Here is an 18,004-nt window from a genome sequence, read left to right on the forward strand (position 1 = left end):
CCGGGTGTCGTATTCCGTTTTGGGCATTTGAACCGAGGAAGATGGGACGGATGACCACCCCCCAGAGCACCACCGCCCTTCGAGGCGCGCGCGACCACCTTCTGCAGCTGCGAGACGATCATGCGCGCGCCCAGGCCGAGTTCGAGTGGCCGGATGTGGGGGCGAACTTCAACTGGGCCGTCGACTGGTTCGACGTCATCGCCGCTGGCAACGACAAGACCGCCCTGTGGATCGTGGAGGAAGATGGTCGCGAACTGACGGTGACCTTCAGTGAGATGTCGGCGCGCTCCGACCAGGTGGCCACCTGGCTGATCTCCCGGGGCGTCGGGCACGGCGACCACGTCATGCTGATGCTGGGCAACCAGGTCGAGCTCTGGGAGCTGATGCTCGCCATCATGAAAGTGGGCGCGGTCATCCTGCCCACGTCCACGGTGCTTGCGACCGGCGACCTGGCCGACCGGGTTCTGCGCGGCGGTGTGCAGCACGTCATCGCCAACGCCGGCGACGCCGCCAAGTTCGACGCGGTGCCCGGCGACTTCTCGCGCGTCTGCGTCGGTGCGGCCACCCCCGGCTGGGCCGACTACGCGGATGCCGCGCTCGTCGCGGCCGAGAAGCCCGCCGTGGTCGTGTCCTCCGACGACGCGTCCCTGATCTACTTCACCTCGGGCACCACCAGCAAGCCGAAGATGGTGGTGCACACCCAGACGTCCTATCCCGTGGGGCACCTGACCACCATGTACTGGATCGGACTCCGCCCGGACGACGTGCACCTGGCCATCAGCTCGCCCGGCTGGGGCAAGCACGCCTGGAGCAGCTTCTTCGCCCCGTGGATCGCCGAGGCCACCGTCTTCGTCTACAACTACGCCCGGTTCGACCCGTTCGCCCTCGCCGACCAGCTGCACCGCGCGAAAGTGACCACCTTCTGCGCCCCGCCGACCGTGTGGCGCATGCTGATCCAATCCGACGTCGGCGCCAAGCCGGTAGGCCTGCGCGAGATCATCTCGGCCGGCGAGCCGCTCAACCCGGAGGTCATCCACCAGATCCAGCGTTCCTGGGGACTCACCATCCGGGATGGCTACGGCCAGACCGAGACCACGGCGATCGTGGGCAACGCCCCGGGTTCCGCACTTCTGGCCGGTTCGATGGGGATGCCCCTGCCGGGCGTCGCGATCACGCTGCTCGATCCCATCACCGGTGAGGAGAGCGACGAGGGCGAGATCTGCCTCGACCTGTCCCGCACCGCGGTCAACCTGATGGCCGGCTACCACGGGGATCCCGAACGCACGCGGGAGGCCGTGCGGGACGGTTACTTCCACACCGGTGATGTCGCCAGCCGCGACGCCGAAGGCTACATCACGTTCATCGGCCGCACCGACGACATCTTCAAGTCCTCCGACTACAAGGTCTCCCCGTTCGAGGTCGAGAGCGTGCTGCTGGAGCACCCGGCCGTGGCCGAGGCGGCCGTCGTGCCCGCGCCCGACGACACCCGGCTGAACATCGCCAAGGCCTACATCGCCCTGGCGGCGGGCTGGGAGTCCAACGGCGAAACGGCGCTCTCGGTGCTGCGCCACGCCCGCACCGGTCTGCCCCCGTACATGCGGGTGCGGCGGGTCGAGTTCTACGAGCTGCCCAAGACCAGTTCCGGCAAGATCCGCCGGGTGGAACTGCGCATGCGCGAGGATGCCGCGGCCGCCGAGAACACCCGGCTCCCCGGTGAGTGGCGCGACGACCAATTCCCCGAGCTCAAGCGCTGACCGGCCGTTCCGGCCGCTCACGGCAATCCGGCGGAGACCTCCAGGACGAGGCCGCGGATGGCCGCGAGCGGGATCGGCAGCCAGGAGGGTCGGTTGCGGGTCTCGTAGACGGCCTCGTAGAGGGCCTTGTCCAGCTCGAACGCGTCGAGCAGGGGCTCCTGACCGGCCAGGCTCTGGCCGGATCGCAGCGTGTAGCCGTCGAGGAACGCGTGCTGGCACGCCGCGGCCCACGCTTCGGCCGACGCCGTCTGGTCGCCGGGCGAGGACCGCTCCACCGTGCCGGCCACATAGGAGAAGGACCGCAGCATCCCGGCGATGTCCTTCAACGGCACATCCGGCTGGGTGCGATCGTCCAGGGGGCGCAGCGGTTCGCCCTCGAAATCCACCAGCACCCAGCCGCGGCCGGGGACCTCGAGGGCCTGGCCGAGGTGGAAATCGCCGTGGATGCGCTGCAGCCGGGGCCAGCAGGCCCTCTCCGCCCGCTCGAAGATCGCCTCGACGGCCGTATCGTAGCCGGTCAGGGCGGGCACCTCGGCGGCGGCGCTGCGGTAGCGCTCGCGCATCCGGCCGAGTTCGGCGGCGATGACCGCGGGGGTGGCGTCGTGAGTGGGCATCACGGCGGCCAGGTCGGCGTGCACGGCTGCCGTCGCCACGCCCAGCGCCCGCGCCTGTTCGCTGAAGTCCTCCCCGGCCCCGGCCGAGGCCAGGGCGGCCCGCCAGGCATCCGGGGCGCCCGGCAGGAACTCCTGGGCGAAGACGAGATGGCCCGTGAGGGTGACCCGCGGTTGCTCCGGCTCGGTCCACTCGCCGACCACGCAGCCCACCGGTTCCGGCACGAAGTGTGAGCCGGCCCGGGCCAGGGCCGATTGCACGGACACGTCTGGATTCTCGCCGGGATGCAGCATCCGGAACACCTTGCAGATGACGGGACGAGCCGGGCGCCCGGCGGCGTCGACGCAGTCCAGGATGATCGAGGTGTTCGACTGTTCTCCGCGCAGCAGACGGCCGGCGACAACCCGGGCCGGCCGTTCGGCGGGATCTGCGCTCGAGTGGAGTTCGCCGCGAGCCCGCGCGCCGAGGTTTTCGGGCTCAGGTGAGGAGGCCTGGCGCAGGATGAAACCCAGCAGAGCGCGCCCGTAGGCCGGGTCGGCGGTGCCGTCGTAGACCGCGCTGCCGTCGGCGAGGGTGACGATGAGGCCCTGCCCGCCTGCGGGGAGGGGAGTGGTCCGCTGGGTGAGGGGCAACTGGTAGAGGGTGCGGGTCGGGGCTGCGGCATCGAAGACGAGCTCAGTGCGGATGTCCACCTCGGCTTCCTCGCTCGGAAGCACCCAGCGCCCGATGCTGACCAGTCTCGGCACACGGCCCTTGTCGGCGAACCATCGCTGCGTCGCCACCCAGTGGTTGAGGTAATCCGGAAGTGGGATTGCGCGACCGTCGACAGTCATGGCCTCAGCGTACGCCCGCGCCGACGGGAGCCGACAGCAGGGACACCACGACGGTGCCACCCTTCGTCGACTGCTCGCCGATCGGCTCGAAGCCGAGCCGGGAGTGGAACGCCAGCGACCGAGGGTTCGGAGGTGCGATGTTCACTTCGCAGAAGACCTGGCCGACCTCGGCCGCGCGGGCCGCCGCGAAAATCGCGGTGTAGAGCAGGGCGCCGAGACCCTGGTTGCGGGCCTGGTCCGACACCACGATGCGGTCCACGTAGAGGAAGGACTTCGACCGGGCGGAGAACCATCGGTAGTTCTCGCTCGCGTAGTCGGCGTCGGCCCCGAACAGCACGGCGAAGCCGAGCACCTCTCCCGGCGCGTCGTCGTGCACGACCGCGAGGGCGTGGCTGCTGGCCGCGAGCAGGGCGGAGAGGCTCGCCTCGTCATGTGCGTTGACGGCAGGCACAGCGGCGTTGTTGAGTCCGAGCACCGGTGCGGCGTCGGCGGGAAGGAGATGGCGGAGCGAATAGGGCATGGGATGACGATAATCCAGGTGCCGCCTACTCGGTGACGCGCCGGCGCATCCCGTTCGCCACCAGGGCCAGGCAGAGCGCGCAGACCACGAACAGAATGCTCAGAAGCACCGGGTAACCGGCCACGGCGTTGAGCCAGGCGAAGGCGACCGGCAGCAGGAAGCCGATGTAGGTGAGGCTGTAGTAGACCCCGGTGATGCCCGCCAGGTCGGCCACCGTGGAGATCTTCTGGATCTCCACGAGCCCGGCCACGATGCTCACACCGTAGGCGGCGCCGAGCACGACGGCCGTGAGGAACGCGAGCACCGGGGACAGCACGATCGCCGTGGCCACGCTGAGACCCACTCCCAGCAGCATCACGGACATCCCGACCATCAGTGCACGCCCATCGGTGACCCGGTTGATCCGAGCCACCTGCGGTTGCACGAGCGCGCCGGTGCCGAGGGTCACAACCGTGAGCAGGGTCGCGTAGGCGAGGTTGAGGCTGCCGAGTTGGTCCTGGACCAGAGTGGGCATGATCGCGTAGGCGATGCCGGCGGCGCCGAAGACCCAGGGAGCTGACGGAATGATCACGCGCACGAAGCGGCGGTGTCCGGCCAGCGGAACCGCCAGGTCCTGCCAGAAGGGCCGGTGTGCTCGGTAGCGCGGCACGGTCTCCGGGGCCCTCAGCAGGCGGGGGAGCACAAGCAGGCTGAGCACGATGTGCACGACATAAGGGGAGAGGGTCGGCATCGGCCCCCACTGCGCGAGCACTCCGGCCACCCCGGCCCCGAGCCCGAACCCGACCGTGAGGGTGAGTGAAGGCCGCCGTGCCCCTGCCGTGCGGCCGGCCTGGTTGTCGAACGGCGGGCTGGACAGTTCCTTGAGCCACGCGGTTCCCACCGCCATCGCCACGGCGACGCTCAGCCCCGCCAGCAGGCGCCCGGCGGAGAGCATGATCCCGCTTGAGAATCCCAGACCCAGCAGGATGCTGGCGAGAATTCCCAGGGCGACGCCTGCCAAGGTCAAGGGTTTGCGCCCGTAGCGGTCCGAGAGTGCGCCGGCGAGCAGCAGCCCGGGGACCAGGCCCACCACGTAGAAGCCGAGGAAGAGGTCGGTCATGACGACGGAATAGTGGCCGAGCGATTCGTACATGTGCAGGAGGGGCGTGAAGTGGTTCCCACCCCAAGCCATGACGAACAGGGCAGGAGCGGCGAGCTGCCAGGCGGGAACGGTGCGGCGGAAAGTCATGGGTCTTTTCTGAAAAGCAGGTGCGGGAAGGTGGGGGACGGTCAGGGCGCCAGCTGCGCGTGATGACCGTCTTCGACGTGCTGGCGCAGAGCGACCTCGTAGGCGAGGGTGTCGCCGCCGCGCAGGTGGTGGGCAAGGATTCGGTGTTCGGCCACCAGACGGTCGAGGTTGCGCGGGTCGCGCAGGGCTGCCCGGTGCACGAGGCGCTCAAGTCTGGGGCCGAGCCGGGTGTAGATCCCGTCGATGACCCGGTTATGCGTCTCGTCGACGATGCGGGCATGGAACCGGTGGTCGGCCCGGGCGAACGTGAGCAGGTCGCCGGCCAGGGCGGCGTCGGACTGGACCCGAATAAGGTCCTGCAACTCGGCGTCGACGCCCGGGATGTCGTCCGGCCGCTCGCTGAGCAGGGTCACCGCCGTGTTCTCCAGCATGACGCGCACCTGTAGCAGCTCGGCCGTCTCCGTGTCGCCCAGGGCTGTGACGACCGCGCCCTTCTTGGGGAAGAGCGTCAGGAGCCCGTGAGCCTGGAGTTCGAGGAAGGCCTCCCGCACGGGGGTGCGGCTGGTGGAGAGGGCCTCGGCAATTTCGCCCTCGGTGATCAGCGAGCTTGCGGCCAAGGTGCCGGAGATGATGGCGTCGGCGACGGTCGTGTAGATCCGGTCGACGGCGGAGGGGGCCGCGGCGGGGGGCCTGGCGGCTCCGCGGGACATCGGGAGGAAGCTCATGCCTCAACCTTAGTCACACATGCACCTATCTATAAATGCATCAATGGATGCAATCTCATAAATTTCGCGTTCGGGTGGGTCTGACGGGAGTAGTGTTGGGAAAGAGGGCAAGTCACACGGTGCATCGTTGCATTAGCCGGAGCCTCGTGGTCCTGCTCTCTCGGCCCGACTGCGGGAGAGACACTTTCGCGGAGGGTGTCTCGATCCCACGAGGAGAGCAATCTACATGACAATCACTGAAGGTGTTCGCAGCGGAACGGATGATGCCGGTCGGACTGACTTCGCCTCCGGCCCCTGGCAGGATTCGATCGATCTGCGCGACTTCATCCAGCGCAATTACACCCCCTACCTGGGCGACTCGAGCTTCCTTGTCGGAGCGACCGCACGCACCACGGGGATCTGGGCCAAGCTGTCCGAGATGTTCCCCGAGGAACGCCGTAAAGGCGTCTACGACGTCGACGCCACCACGCCGTCGTCCATTACGGCCCACGCTCCGGGCTACATCGACCAGGCAAACGAGGTAATCGTCGGACTGCAGACGGATGCTCCGCTCAAGCGTGCCATTATGCCTTTCGGCGGGTGGCGCATGGTTGCCACCTCGCTCGAGACCTACGGCTACCCCGTGTCTCCCGAACTTGAAAAAGTCTTTACCGATTACCGCAAGACCCACAACACCGCCGTCTTCGACGTCTACCCTCCCGGGGTCCGTCGTGCACGAAACAGCCACCTGATCACCGGACTGCCCGACGCCTACGGCCGCGGCCGTATCATCGGCGACTACCGCCGTGTCGCCCTCTACGGCGTCGATGCCCTCATCTCGGGCAAGAAGAACGACCGCGCCGAGCTCGACATGGAGCCCTCGACCGAGGACATCATTCGCGCCCGCGAGGAAAACTCGGAGCAGATCCGGGCCCTCAAGGAACTCATCCAGATGGCGGCCTCCTACGGCTCCGACATCTCCAAGCCGGCCACCACCGCGCGCGAAGCCGTGCAATGGCTCTACTTCGCCTACCTCGGCGCCGTCAAGGAACAAAACGGTGCTGCAATGTCGTTCGGCCGCAACGCGGCCTTCCTCGACACCTACATCGAGCGCGAACTCGTCGCCGGCACCCTGACCGAAGAGGGCGCCCAGGAGCTGATCGACGACCTCGTCATCAAGCTGCGCATCGTGCGCTTCCTGCGCACCCCCGAATACGACGAGATTTTCGCCGGCGACCCGACCTGGGTCACCGAGTCGCTCGCCGGCATCGGTGAAGACGGCCGCCCGCTCGTTACCAAGACCACGTTCCGTTTCCTGCAGACGCTTTACAACATCGGCGCAGCGCCCGAGCCGAACCTCACCGTTCTCTGGAGCGACGCCCTGCCCGAGGGCTTCAAGCGTTTCTGTGCGCAGGTGTCGATCGACACCTCGGCCATCCAGTTCGAGTCCGACGAGATCATCCGCGCCGAGATGGGTGACGACGCCGCGATCGCCTGCTGCGTCTCTCCCATGCGCGTCGGCAAGCAGATGCAGTTCTTCGGTGCACGCGTCAACGCCGTCAAGGCGTTGCTGTACTCGATCAACGGTGGAAAAGACGAGGTGTCCGGCAAGCAGGTTGCCCCGGCCACCACGCCGAACGCCGACGAGGTGCTTTCCTACGACACCGTCTTCCCGGCCTACCTGGAAACGCTCGAGTGGCTCGCCGAGACCTACGTCACGGCTTTGAACTGTATTCACTACATGCACGACAAGTATGCCTACGAGCGTCTCGAAATGGCGCTGCACGACAAGGAGATCATCCGCACGATGGCTTGCGGAATCGCCGGCCTGAGTGTGGTCGCCGACTCCCTGTCGGCCATCAAGTACGCCACGGTCCGCCCGGTGCGCGACGAGACCGGCCTGGTCGTCGACTACACGATCGAGGGCGAGTTCCCCCAGTTCGGCAACGATGACGACCGCGTCGACACCATCGCCGTCGACGTGATGGAGCGGTTCATGAAAATGATCCGCAAGCACCCGACCTACCGCGACGCCATCCACACCCAGTCGATCCTGACGATCACGTCCAACGTGGTCTACGGCAAGGCCACCGGCAACACGCCGGATGGTCGCCGCAAGGGCGAGTCGTTCGCTCCGGGTGCCAACCCGATGAACGGCCGCGACACCCACGGGATGCTCGCGTCGGCGCTCAGCGTCGCCAAGCTCCCCTACAGTGAAGCGCAGGACGGCATCTCGCTGACCAACACGGTGGTTCCCAGTGGTCTCGGCCACACCAAGGAAGAGCAGATCACCAGCCTGGTCGGCCTCATCGACGCGTTCACGTCGGCAACCGGTTACCACATCAACGTGAACGTGCTCAACCGCGACACTCTCGAAGACGCCATGGCGCACCCGGAGAACTACCCGCAGCTGACGATTCGCGTGTCCGGCTACGCGGTGAACTTCGTCCGCCTGACCCGCGAGCAGCAGATGGATGTCATCAGCCGCACGTTCCACTCGCACTGATCACTGATATCAACGCGGCGACGCTGAGTAGGACGAGACAATGCCAGCAGTAAACCTCGGTCTGCCCAGCGCCGGCGCGGCGATCGCCCTGGTGGACGGTTCATCCGTGAGCAGTGAACAAGCCGAACTGGCTGAACTCCACCACCTCGAAATGGAGGCGATTCACAACGGATCGGTCGCCAGTGTCCACTCGTGGGAACTGGTCACCGCCGTTGACGGTCCCGGCACGCGAATGACACTCTTCCTTTCCGGGTGTCTGCTGCGCTGCCAGTACTGCCACAACCCGGACACCTGGAAGATGAAGGATGGGTTGCTCACCACGCTGGACGACCTCGTCGCCAGGGTCAAGCGCTATAAGGGCGTCTTCGACTCGACCGGCGGAGGGCTGACCATCTCCGGTGGCGAACCGCTCATGCAGCCTGCCTTTGTGACTCGACTCTTCGAGGAGTGCCACAAGCTCGGCGTGCACACCACCCTGGACACCTCTGGGTTCCTGGGCAAGAGCGCGTCGGACACGCTGCTGGACAACCTCGACCTCGTGCTGCTCGACGTCAAGTCCGGCATCCCCGAGACGTACAAAGAGGTGACCGGCCGAGACCTCGCTCCGACGATCGCATTCGGTGACCGCCTGAGCGAGCGGAACATTCCCGTCTGGGCGCGTTTCGTTCTCGTCCCGGGTCTGACCGACGCCGTCGACAACGTCGACGCCGTCGCCGAGATCGTGTCGCGCTGGCCGAACGTGCAGCGCGTCGAGGTTCTGCCCTTCCACCAGATGGGGGAGGACAAATGGGACCGGCTGAACATTCCATACCCGCTGCACGGCTCTCATCCTCCGGATGAGGCACTGCTGGTGCGGGTGAGGGCCCAGTTCGAGGCGCGGGGCTTGACGGTCTTCTAGACGCGAATCAGACTCGAACCAGACGAGGCGTGGCATCTCTAGCGGTGCCACGCCTTTTCTGCGCAGTAAGCCAGAGGATGCCTCCTGCCAACCGCAGAAAAGCCGGAGTGGTTCGACTACTCGGCATTTGCGGGCTCGGTGGCGGACTCGCATTTCTGCTCATCGGAGGGCTGGGCCTCGTGGTTTCGAGTGCCGTGTTCGAGAGTCTGCCGGGCTACCCGGACATCGAACCGCTCTCCCAGAAGAGCAACACCTACGCCGCCCAGAACGACGGCACGTCCGTGCTGCTGGCCTCTTTCTACGATCAGAACCGCATCGAGGTCGACTGGGACGAGATCAGCCCCTACGCCCGGGATGCCGTCATCGCCGCCACCCCCGCCCGCGAGATCAAGAAAATGCGCCTCGCAATCGGGGCGGAGAAGAAATTCCCCCAGAACGACATCCTGCGCCAGTACCTCAACATCACCGGTTTCGGCGGCACCGTCTACGGCAACGAGGCCGCGGCGAACTACTACTTCGGCACGACGGCCGCAGAGCTCACCCTGCCGCAGGCCGCAAACCTGGTGGAGATCGTGGACAACCCGGCCAAGTTCCGCCTCGACAATCCCGGCAGTGAGACCAACGGCTACGCAGTCAACAAGGCACGCCGGGACTACATCCCGCGCGAGATGGTCGAGCAGGTGAAGATCACCGCAGCGGAATTCCAGGCTGCCGTGGCCACACCGGTTCAACCGGCCATCCAGGGCACGTTCAACGACAGTTGTCGGGGCCGCAGAACTATGATTTTCAGAACCGAAACCCGAGAAACGACGCCGGGGAGAGCGGCGGAAACTCCAGCGCGCTCGAGTCCACCCTCGGCTCGATCAATACGGGTTTCATCGGGATGGCGAAGAAACTGGACCTGTGCGGCATCCTTCAGACGGCCGCGGCTTTCGGAGTGCATCGCGCCGACGGCAGCCCGCTCGTGCAGACCGCGGCGGCCGTGATCGGAACGAATGAGGTAGCTCCGCTGACCATGGCCGGTGCCTTCGCGGGCATGGTCTACGCGACGCGTCGGGTGATGACCGACAACACGGCAGCTCGACGGACAGTTCCGACGACTAGGAGATTCCGGAACCGGAACCGGAACCGGTGACGGTGACGGCGATGAGCGCTTCGTTGTGCCTGAGGAAGCCCGGCTTCCAGGGTGGGTCGAAGCGGGCGAAATAGGGTCGGCCTGCGAGCAGGAGACCCTCGCGGCTCACCGCGTCGACGAGGAGGGTGCCGTTCTGCGCGAACCTTTCCTCGCTCCAGCCGCCGTTGAAGCGGCGGGCGGCGACCGTGCGCTCGGGGACCTCCTTCGTGCTGACCTGCGCGTCGCGGGGCACGGGCACCTCCGCGGGCGGCATCCCGTCGGGGAGGACGAAGCTGACGGTGTGGCTCTGCGGGGTCGTGGTCTCCTGGATCACGGGCGCGGTCATCGCGAGGCGTGTCGAGGTCTGGTTGTTGCCGCTGATGTATTGGAAGAGCGGCCCGAAGCCGCGGTTGCCGGCCGCGGAGAAGTCCCCGGCCACCTCCACCTGCACCAGCACGGTGCGGGGATAGTGACGCAGTTCGAAGTCGGCGTACTGACGAAGCACGTCGTAGCGCTGTTTCTCGGTCATGGACACCAGTGTAAGCGCGGGTCAGGCGGTGCGTCGGGGCCATAGATGGTGCACATTCGTGGTCGCCATGGCCGCCAGGTCCTCGGCCAGTTCGTCGGCCAGGTCGTGGGCGCGGTCGGCGTTCCGGGCGGCCGCCTCGCCCGCGTGACGCAGCTTGACCCGGCGGGCGACATCCGTGAGATCCCACAGGTTCTCGCCCGTGACGGAGACGCCCTTCGCGCCGGACCGACGGGTGCGGCCGCGCACCAGCAGTTGGCCGGTGTGGAACACCGGGCCGCCGATGCGCTCCTGGGCGTCGTGGAAGAACACGACGTTCGAGACCGGTCCGGTGCCGTCGTCGAGGCTGACGAAGACCACCCGGCGCCCGTTTCGCATCGGCGGCGTGTTCGTGGCTCGGCGCACCCCGGCCAGGAGCACCTCGGTGCCGCCGGGCAGGTTGATCAGCTCGGAGGCCGGCGTAACGCCCAGCTCCGTGAACAGCGGGTAGAACCGGGCCATCTGGTGCCCGGACACCGCCAGGCCCAGATCCCTGAGTTCGAGGTCGGTCTGGCTGCGGCCGCGCAGCTCGAGCGAGGTCACCGCGTTGAACCGGGACCCCTCGTATTCGAGCACCGGCAGAGGCACGTCGAAGGCGAGCTGGTCGTCGTGGATGGTGACCGCTGTGCCGCGGAGAGACTGGATGTGGGCGAGCAGCTCGTGCCGACGGGTGCGGTCGTACCCGATGAAGCTGTCGAGCGCTCCCACCCGGGCGAGCGCCTCGAACGTGCTGCGCCGCGGGCGCACCCGGTCCCGGAAGTCCTGCAGCGAGGTGAACGGCTGGTGGCGCACGATGCGGGCGCGTTCGGCGGCCGTGCAGCCGGAGAGTTCCGGCAGGGCGAGACGGATGCCGCGCCGGCCGCCGTCGGACTGCTCGCCGTCGATCTGCTCCACCCGGTAGTCGAGGGCGCTGTGTTGCACGTCCAGGCCCAGTACCGGCACGCCGAGCAGCCGAGCCTCGGCCACGATCAGGTCTTTCGGCCACATACCGGGGGCGTGGGTGAGGAGTCCGGCCAGGAACACCGCGGGGTGGTGGGTCTTGAGCCAGGCGGACTGGTAGGTGGGCAGGGCGAACGCCGCCCCGTGCGCCTTGGCGAAACCGAAACTACCGAACCCGGCGAGCACCGTCCAGGCGCGGTCGATCACGGCGGGGGTGAACCCGCGCTCGAGGGCACGCATCCGCACGTACTCCTCGATCCGGGCAAGCTGCTCCGGTTTGCCAAGGTGGCGGCGGAAGACATCCGCTCGGCCGAGCCCGCAGCCGGTGAGTTCGTCGAACAGTCGCATCACCTGCTCGTGGAAGATCACCACACCCTGGGTCTCCCGGAGGAACGGCTCGAACCGAGGGTGGATGTAGTCGGGCATCACCTCCCCATGCCGGGCCTGAAGGTATTTCAGGGGCATGTTGTTCTGCATCGGCCCGGGCCGGAACAGGGAGATCTCCACGGTGAGGTCGTTGAACACCTCGGGCTGCAGCTTGCCGACCAGCTCCATCTGGCCGGGAGATTCGATCTGGAAGATGCCGAGGGTGCGAGTGGAGCGGATCAGTTCGAAGGTGTCCGGGTCGTTCAGTGGGATTCGGTCGAGGTCAATGGTCTCGCCCGACAATCGGTGATGTTCCTCGACGGCGTGGGCCATGGCCGACTGCATGCGCACACCGAGGATGTCCAGCTTGATCAGGCCCATCGGGTCCATGTCGTGCTTGTCGAACTGGGACATGGGCAGCCCCATGCCGGACGCCTGCACCGGGGTGCGGTCGAGCAGGGAGGCGTCGGAGAGGATGACGCCGCAGGGGTGCACGGAGATGTGCCGGGGAAGCCGGTCGAGTTTGGCGGTCAGGTCGACCAGCAGGTCGAGCTGCGAGGAGGCGCGCACCTCGGCGGCCAACGGCTCGAGCTCGGGCTTCTCGGCCAGGGCGCGGCGGAAGTCGCGCGCGTTGAAGCGCCACATCTGCTTGGCCACCGCGGCCACCTGCTCGTGATTCATGCCGAGGGCCAGGCCGGCGTCGCGCACGGCCCCGCGGCCGCGGTAGGCGTTCGTCATGGACATCAGCGACACCCGATCGCTGCCGAAGGTGTCGAAGAGCGTGCGATAGACGTCGTGCCTTCTGGCGGACTCGACGTCGAGGTCGATGTCGGGCAGGGTCTGCCGCTCGGGGGAGAGGAATCGCTCCCAGAGCAGCCCGTTGGAGATGGGCTCGACGGAGGAGGTGTGCAGGGCGTAGTTGAGCACCGAGCCCACCCCGGACCCGCGTGCCTGGATGCGGATGCCCATCTCCCGGATGATGTCCGCCACCCGGGCGACGGTGAGGAAGTAGCCGGCGAAACCGAGGTGCTCCACCGTCTTCAGCTCATGCACGAGACGTGCGTGCGCAGCATCCGCCAGCGACCGGCCCGCCGGCGACGTGACGGGGTAGCGGTCGTCGATGCCGGCCCGGGCCCGGGCGTGCAGCTCGGTCAGCGGGTCGCCGCTGACGCCGATGATGCGTGCCTCCGGCATGCGCGGGCGACCCAGGCCGATGTCGGAGTCCGGGTCGAGGCTGCACCGCTCGGCAAGCTGCTCGGTGTCGCGGAACAGTCGGTCGACGGCGCCGTCGTCGTGCAGCCCGGCGTCGACGACCATGCGCGCCACCTGCCTCATGGCGACTTCGGGTTTCAGCCAGGCCTGGCCGTTGGTCTGCAGCTGCTCCAGGTTCGCCAGCGCCGTCAGGGTGCGGGCCGCGTCGGCCAGGTCGGCGGTGACGGCCTCGTCGGGGGTGCCGTAGCGCACGGCGTTGGTGAGCACGGCGGGCAGCGCGGCGTGCTCGAAGAGGGCGAGCATGCGGGTGGCCGGCGTCACGCTGCCGGGAGTCCCCGGCGCCGCCAGATGGCAGACGATTTCACCCACCACCGACTGCGGCGGCAGGGCGCGCAGCCACGCGGTGAGGCAGGCGCCGGCCGCGTCGGTGTCGCGGCGCTCGACCGATTGGCCCACATCGGAGGTAGGGCCGAGCAGCACGGTGAGGCAGCGCAGTCCGGCCAGCTCGGCGAGGTGCGAGCGGGCGATGCTGGGGCGCCCCGACGCGCTGTGCGCGGCGCTGTTGTGGGCGGCGCTGACCGCGCGGCAGAGGGCCGCATAGCCACGACCGTTCATATCACCATGGGCGAGCACCACGATCCGGCCCAACGGATGCCCGTCGTCGTCGTGCACCGCGAGGTCGGCGCCCAGCCCCGGCCGGATACCCGCGGCCGCGCAGGCGCGCACGTGCTTGACCGCGCCGTAGAGACCGTCCCGGTCGGTGAGGGCCAGGAAGGAGCCGTTCTGCGCCTGCGTCTGCTCCACCAGCGCCTGGGGGAGTGTGACCCCGAAGTGCGTGGAGTAGGCGCTCGCGACGTGGAGGTGTGCGAACATGTGTGTACTCCTCTGGCGGGCAGGTCGACGGGTGATAGATAGAACGAATGTTCGATGTAGGGAGTGTACGTCACACGGCCGACACGCGCTACCGGCAGTCTGGCGAGGCAGTCTGGCTAGGCTTGGTGGCTCAGCCGTCGTTCGCCTCGTTTGGAGATCCCCATGACCACGCCCACTTCGTCCTGGACGGACTATCTCGGCCGGGCCGCCATCCGCTCCGGTCAGGCCCTGCTGGTCCTCGCCCTGCTGGTGGTGGCCATCTACGGGATCACGCAGCTCAAGCTGGTCTTCACCCCGCTCCTGATCGCCCTGATCGTGGCGTCGGCGCTGCGCCCCTTCATGCGGTTCCTGCTGGCCCGCGGGGCGAACGAATCCCTTGCTGCGGCGATCACCCTGATCTTGAGCGTCGCGGTCTTCGGTGGCGTCGTTACCCTCGTGGTGTTCGGCATCCGCGGCGAGTGGGACACCCTCTTCACCTCGGCCAGCGAGGGGCTCGACAGCCTGCAGGAACTGCTCACCAGCGGCACGCTGCCGATCGATTCCGCTCAGATCGATTCGGTGCGCGAATCGGTCATCGACTTCGCCACCAGCAGCCAGTTCGGGTCCGGGGCCCTGGTCGGGGTCTCCGTGGCCGCCGAGATCGTGGCCGGCGTGGTGCTCGGCCTCGTCGTGCTCTTCTATTTCCTGAAGGACGGCCCCCGCATTTGGAGCTTCCTCATCCAGCCGCTCGCCGGCAAGCGGCACGAGCGGGCCGTACGCGTCGGCGTGAGCAGCGTCGAGGTATTCGGCAACTACGTGCGCGGCACGGCGATCGTCGCGTTCGTCGACGCCCTGTTCATCGGGATCGGACTGTGGATCCTGCAGGTTCCGCTGGCGCTGCCGCTCGCCGTCATCGTCTTCGTCGGCGCGTTCATCCCCATCGTCGGGGCGACGGCCGCCGGCATCCTGGCCGCACTGGTGGCCCTCGTCACGAACGACCTGACCACCGCCATCATCGTGGTCACGATCGTGGTCGCAGTCAACCAGCTCGAGGGCAACTTCCTGTCCCCGGTGGTGCTCGGCAAGTCACTGCGCCTGCACGGCCTGGTGATCCTGCTGGCACTGACGGCCGGCACGATCCTGGGCGGCATCGTCGGCGCGGTCATCTCGGTGCCGATCGCCGCCGTGGGCTGGGCCGTCATCAAGGCCTGGAACGCTCCCACGCCGCCAGTTCCGGTCGCGCCGATTGAATCGGCCCCGCCTGCCCCGCCTGCCCCGCCGCTCGGGGCGACCGGCGCGACACCCTAGCCGATGCGCGCCAGGTTCGGTGTTGAACCAATTCGACGGAGATTCTCGTTCACAACTGCCTTTTCGGAGTTTTCAGGGCCGATTCGGGCAGAATCTCCGTCGAATTCGTTCGGGCGAGCGGTGATCAGCTGAAGGCGGAGATGCCGGTCACGGCCCGGCCGACCAACAGCGCGTTGATCTCGTAGCTGCCCTCGTAGGAGTAGATCGCCTCGGCGTCGGCGAAGATCTTGGCCATCTCGTACCGGGTGCTGATGCCGTTGCCGCCGAGCAGACCGCGGCCCAGGGCCACCGTTTCGCGCATCCGGGTCGTGCAGGTCGCCTTCGCGAGGGCCGCCTGGTCCATCGTGAGCCGCCCGCTCTCCTGCAGTCGCGCCATCTGCACCATCAGCGACAGCGACAAGGTGGCGTTGCCGATCATGCGGGAGAGCTGCTCCTGCACCAGCTGGAAGGATGCGATGGGCATGCCGAACTGGCGCCGCTCCAGCGCATAGGCGCGGGCCACGTCGAAGGCGGCGAGCTGCTGGCCGACCGCCTGCCACGACACCCAGATCCGCGAGTTCCGGAGCAGCACGTTCGTGTCCTGAAAGCTCCGGCTGCCCGGCAGCCAGTTCGTGTACGGGATCCGCACCTCCGTGAGGGTGATGTCGGCGTTCTGCACGATCCGCACCGCGATCTTGTTCTCGATCGGGGTGGCCGTGAACCCGGGCCGCTCCGTCTCGACGATGAATCCCTTGATCTGCCCGTCCGCGGTGTCCCGGGCCCAGACCAGCACGTAGTCGGCCATGGCGCCGTTGCCGATCCAGCGTTTGGTGCCGTTGAGCACCCACTCGTCGCCGCTGCGGGTGGCCGTGGTCTCCATCATGCGGGAGATGTCCGAGCCGTGTTCCGGTTCCGTCAGGGCGAAGGCCCCGATCTTATCCAGGGCCAGGAGGCCCGGCAGCAGACGTTCCCGCTGCTCGGGTGAGCCGAGCTCGTCGATGGCGGCGGCGAACAGCTCGTGGTGCACGCCGTAGAACGTGGAGATCGAGGTGTCGGCCCGGGTCAGCTCCATCTGCAGCAGCCCGGTGAGCAGATGGCTGGTCGCGGCAGCACCGGTCGCGGCGAGGTTCTGCGCGGCGAGGCGGGGCAGCAGCTCGAACGGGAACGCGGCGCGGTTCCAGTAGTCCACGGCGAGAGGGCGCACCTCGGCCTGATAGAACGATCGCGCCGCGGCCAGCCGCGCGCGCTCACCCGGGGTGAGCAGATCGGTGACGAAGATCAGGTCGGCGTCGACGTAGGGCACCTCGCCCAGCCCGGGCCCCATTCCGAGCCCCAGCTCCTGCTCGCCGAGCGGCGCGAAGAACGCGGCGACGGATGCCTCCGTCACCTCGCCGAGGCCGGCCGGCGACCACCGGGGGCTGCGGTCCTTGTCGATCACCTGGGCCCGGATGCCCTCCTGCAGCTCGCTCCGCTGCAGGAAACGGAGCGTCACCCGGTACTCCTGATCGAGCGCCTCGTCGAGGCTCGGGAGCCGCCGGGCCCGGCGCAGCGAGGCCAGGGTGACCGCGAGTGCGGTCGGCGACCTCGTGAGGATGAGGGCGGCGGCGTCGCGGGCGGCTTCCACCGGGGAACGCCGCAGGGCGGCGACGATCTCGCCCACGTCATCGGACGCGTAGCACTCGTCGATCCAGTGCCGCTGGGCGAGGAGGACGGAGGGCGGGGGAGTCTCGGCCAGGGCGCGCACCGCCTCGGCCGCGTCGGTCTCGGCCAGGGTGCGGACCAGGGCAGGGAGCCGGTCGCTCGGCACGAAGTGGTCGGCCAGGCCCAGTGCGATGGCGTCGGACCCGGAGACCAGGGCGGCGGTCAGGGCGAGGTGGGTGCCGAGCTCACCGGGGGCATGGGACAACAGCCAGCTTCCGCCGACGTCGGGTACGAAGCCGATCGCGGTCTCCGGCATCCCCAGCCGCGTGCGCTCGGTCACGATCCGGGTGTTCGCATGGCCGGAGACGCCGACCCCGCCGCCGAGCACGACGCCGTCCATCACGGCCAGGTACGGTTTGGCGAACCGGTGGATCTGCGCGTTCAGATGGTACTCGTCGGCGAAGAACCGGGCGGCCTCGGCGTCAGCGTCCGCTCGATCGTCCGCGCCCGCGTCCGCACTGCGGTAGATCGCCACGATGTCGCCCCCGGCGCAGAGGCCCCGGTCGCCGCTACCGGTCAGCAGAACGGTCTCGACCTGACCGTCGACGGCCCAGTCGGTCAGCACCGCGGACATCCGTCGGATCATCGCGTGGGTCAGGGCGTTCAGTGCCGCCGGGCGGTTCAGGATGATCTGGGCGAGCCGCCCGTCGCGGCGCAGCAGAATGTCCGGCCGGTCATCCATGAGCTCGAGCATGGACCCCACGCTACCGGCACAGACTCAGATCGTTCGGAAGCGACTCCGCAGCGACTCAGAAGCGGGCGAGCTGCTCCGCCTTGTTGGCGTCGAATTCGGCGTCGGTGACGGTCCCCGTGGCGCGCCGGCCCGGGCGATGGCCATGGCGAGTTTGATCGTGAGCACGTTCGCGTTGACGTCGCGGGCGCGGCCTCGCTGGCGGCCCGGCTCGACGTGGAC

The 18,004-nt window shown here is 68.0% G+C and carries 12 protein-coding genes; 5 read left to right on the plus strand and 7 right to left on the minus strand.

Going from position 1 to position 18,004, the window contains the following annotated elements; all coding sequences use genetic code 11:
* Nucleotides 1-41: 41 nt before the first annotated feature.
* Entirely contained in the window at nt 42-1,754 is a 1,713-nt protein-coding gene (locus E3O28_RS02870) for an AMP-binding protein (RefSeq protein ID WP_277613279.1), read from the plus strand.
* 17 nt (nt 1,755-1,771) lie between these two features.
* Here E3O28_RS02870 and E3O28_RS02875 read toward each other — a convergent pair whose 3' ends face one another.
* The 4 genes from E3O28_RS02875 to E3O28_RS02890 are packed head-to-tail and all read right to left on the minus strand — an operon-like array spanning nt 1,772 to nt 5,672.
* Nucleotides 1,772-3,199, minus strand: coding sequence for a phosphotransferase (locus E3O28_RS02875; protein ID WP_104101420.1), 1,428 nt, complete (start codon nt 3,197-3,199; stop codon nt 1,772-1,774).
* 4 nt (nt 3,200-3,203) lie between these two features.
* Nucleotides 3,204-3,719: a GNAT family N-acetyltransferase gene (locus tag E3O28_RS02880; RefSeq protein ID WP_134415144.1), complete on the minus strand. Its 516-nt coding sequence runs from the start codon at nt 3,717-3,719 to the stop codon at nt 3,204-3,206.
* Nucleotides 3,720-3,744: 25 nt separating this feature from the next.
* Nucleotides 3,745-4,947: an MFS transporter gene (locus E3O28_RS02885; RefSeq protein WP_134415145.1), complete on the minus strand. Its 1,203-nt coding sequence runs from the start codon at nt 4,945-4,947 to the stop codon at nt 3,745-3,747.
* A 41-nt stretch (nt 4,948-4,988) separates the two neighbouring features.
* Nucleotides 4,989-5,672: a GntR family transcriptional regulator gene (locus E3O28_RS02890; RefSeq protein ID WP_104101413.1), complete on the minus strand. Its 684-nt coding sequence runs from the start codon at nt 5,670-5,672 to the stop codon at nt 4,989-4,991.
* 226 nt (nt 5,673-5,898) lie between these two features.
* Between E3O28_RS02890 and pflB the strand changes: the two genes are divergently transcribed.
* From pflB to E3O28_RS02905, 3 genes are all read left to right on the plus strand, one after another.
* Complete coding sequence (gene pflB, locus E3O28_RS02895) at nt 5,899-8,157, plus strand: formate C-acetyltransferase (RefSeq protein ID WP_134342363.1); 2,259 nt, start codon at nt 5,899-5,901, stop codon at nt 8,155-8,157.
* Between the two features lie 40 nt (nt 8,158-8,197).
* Complete coding sequence (gene pflA / locus E3O28_RS02900; RefSeq protein ID WP_104101408.1) at nt 8,198-9,055, plus strand: pyruvate formate-lyase-activating protein; 858 nt, start codon at nt 8,198-8,200, stop codon at nt 9,053-9,055.
* 194 nt (nt 9,056-9,249) lie between these two features.
* Nucleotides 9,250-10,041 carry a transglycosylase domain-containing protein gene (locus E3O28_RS02905; protein WP_166784719.1) on the plus strand — a complete coding sequence of 264 codons (792 nt, stop codon included), beginning with the start codon at nt 9,250-9,252 and terminating at the stop codon, nt 10,039-10,041.
* 114 nt (nt 10,042-10,155) lie between these two features.
* Here the strand turns inward: E3O28_RS02905 and E3O28_RS02910 are convergent, their stop codons facing one another.
* Both E3O28_RS02910 and dnaE read right to left on the minus strand, forming a co-directional pair.
* Nucleotides 10,156-10,698, minus strand: coding sequence for a heme-binding protein (locus tag E3O28_RS02910; protein ID WP_104101402.1), 543 nt, complete (start codon nt 10,696-10,698; stop codon nt 10,156-10,158).
* 21 nt (nt 10,699-10,719) lie between these two features.
* Nucleotides 10,720-14,124 carry a DNA polymerase III subunit alpha gene (gene dnaE / locus E3O28_RS02915; protein ID WP_134401473.1) on the minus strand — a complete coding sequence of 1,135 codons (3,405 nt, stop codon included), beginning with the start codon at nt 14,122-14,124 and terminating at the stop codon, nt 10,720-10,722.
* A 162-nt stretch (nt 14,125-14,286) separates the two neighbouring features.
* On the opposite strand from dnaE, the gene E3O28_RS02920 reads away from it, so the two are divergent.
* Complete coding sequence (locus E3O28_RS02920) at nt 14,287-15,411, plus strand: AI-2E family transporter (RefSeq protein WP_134415147.1); 1,125 nt, start codon at nt 14,287-14,289, stop codon at nt 15,409-15,411.
* A 124-nt stretch (nt 15,412-15,535) separates the two neighbouring features.
* Here E3O28_RS02920 and E3O28_RS17295 read toward each other — a convergent pair whose 3' ends face one another.
* Complete coding sequence (locus tag E3O28_RS17295; protein WP_347232365.1) at nt 15,536-17,785, minus strand: 3-hydroxyisobutyryl-CoA hydrolase; 2,250 nt, start codon at nt 17,783-17,785, stop codon at nt 15,536-15,538.
* Between the last annotated feature and the right edge of the window lie 219 nt (nt 17,786-18,004).

The organism is Cryobacterium sp. TMT2-14, assembly GCF_004402465.1.
GTDB lineage: Bacteria > Actinomycetota > Actinomycetes > Actinomycetales > Microbacteriaceae > Cryobacterium > Cryobacterium sandaracinum.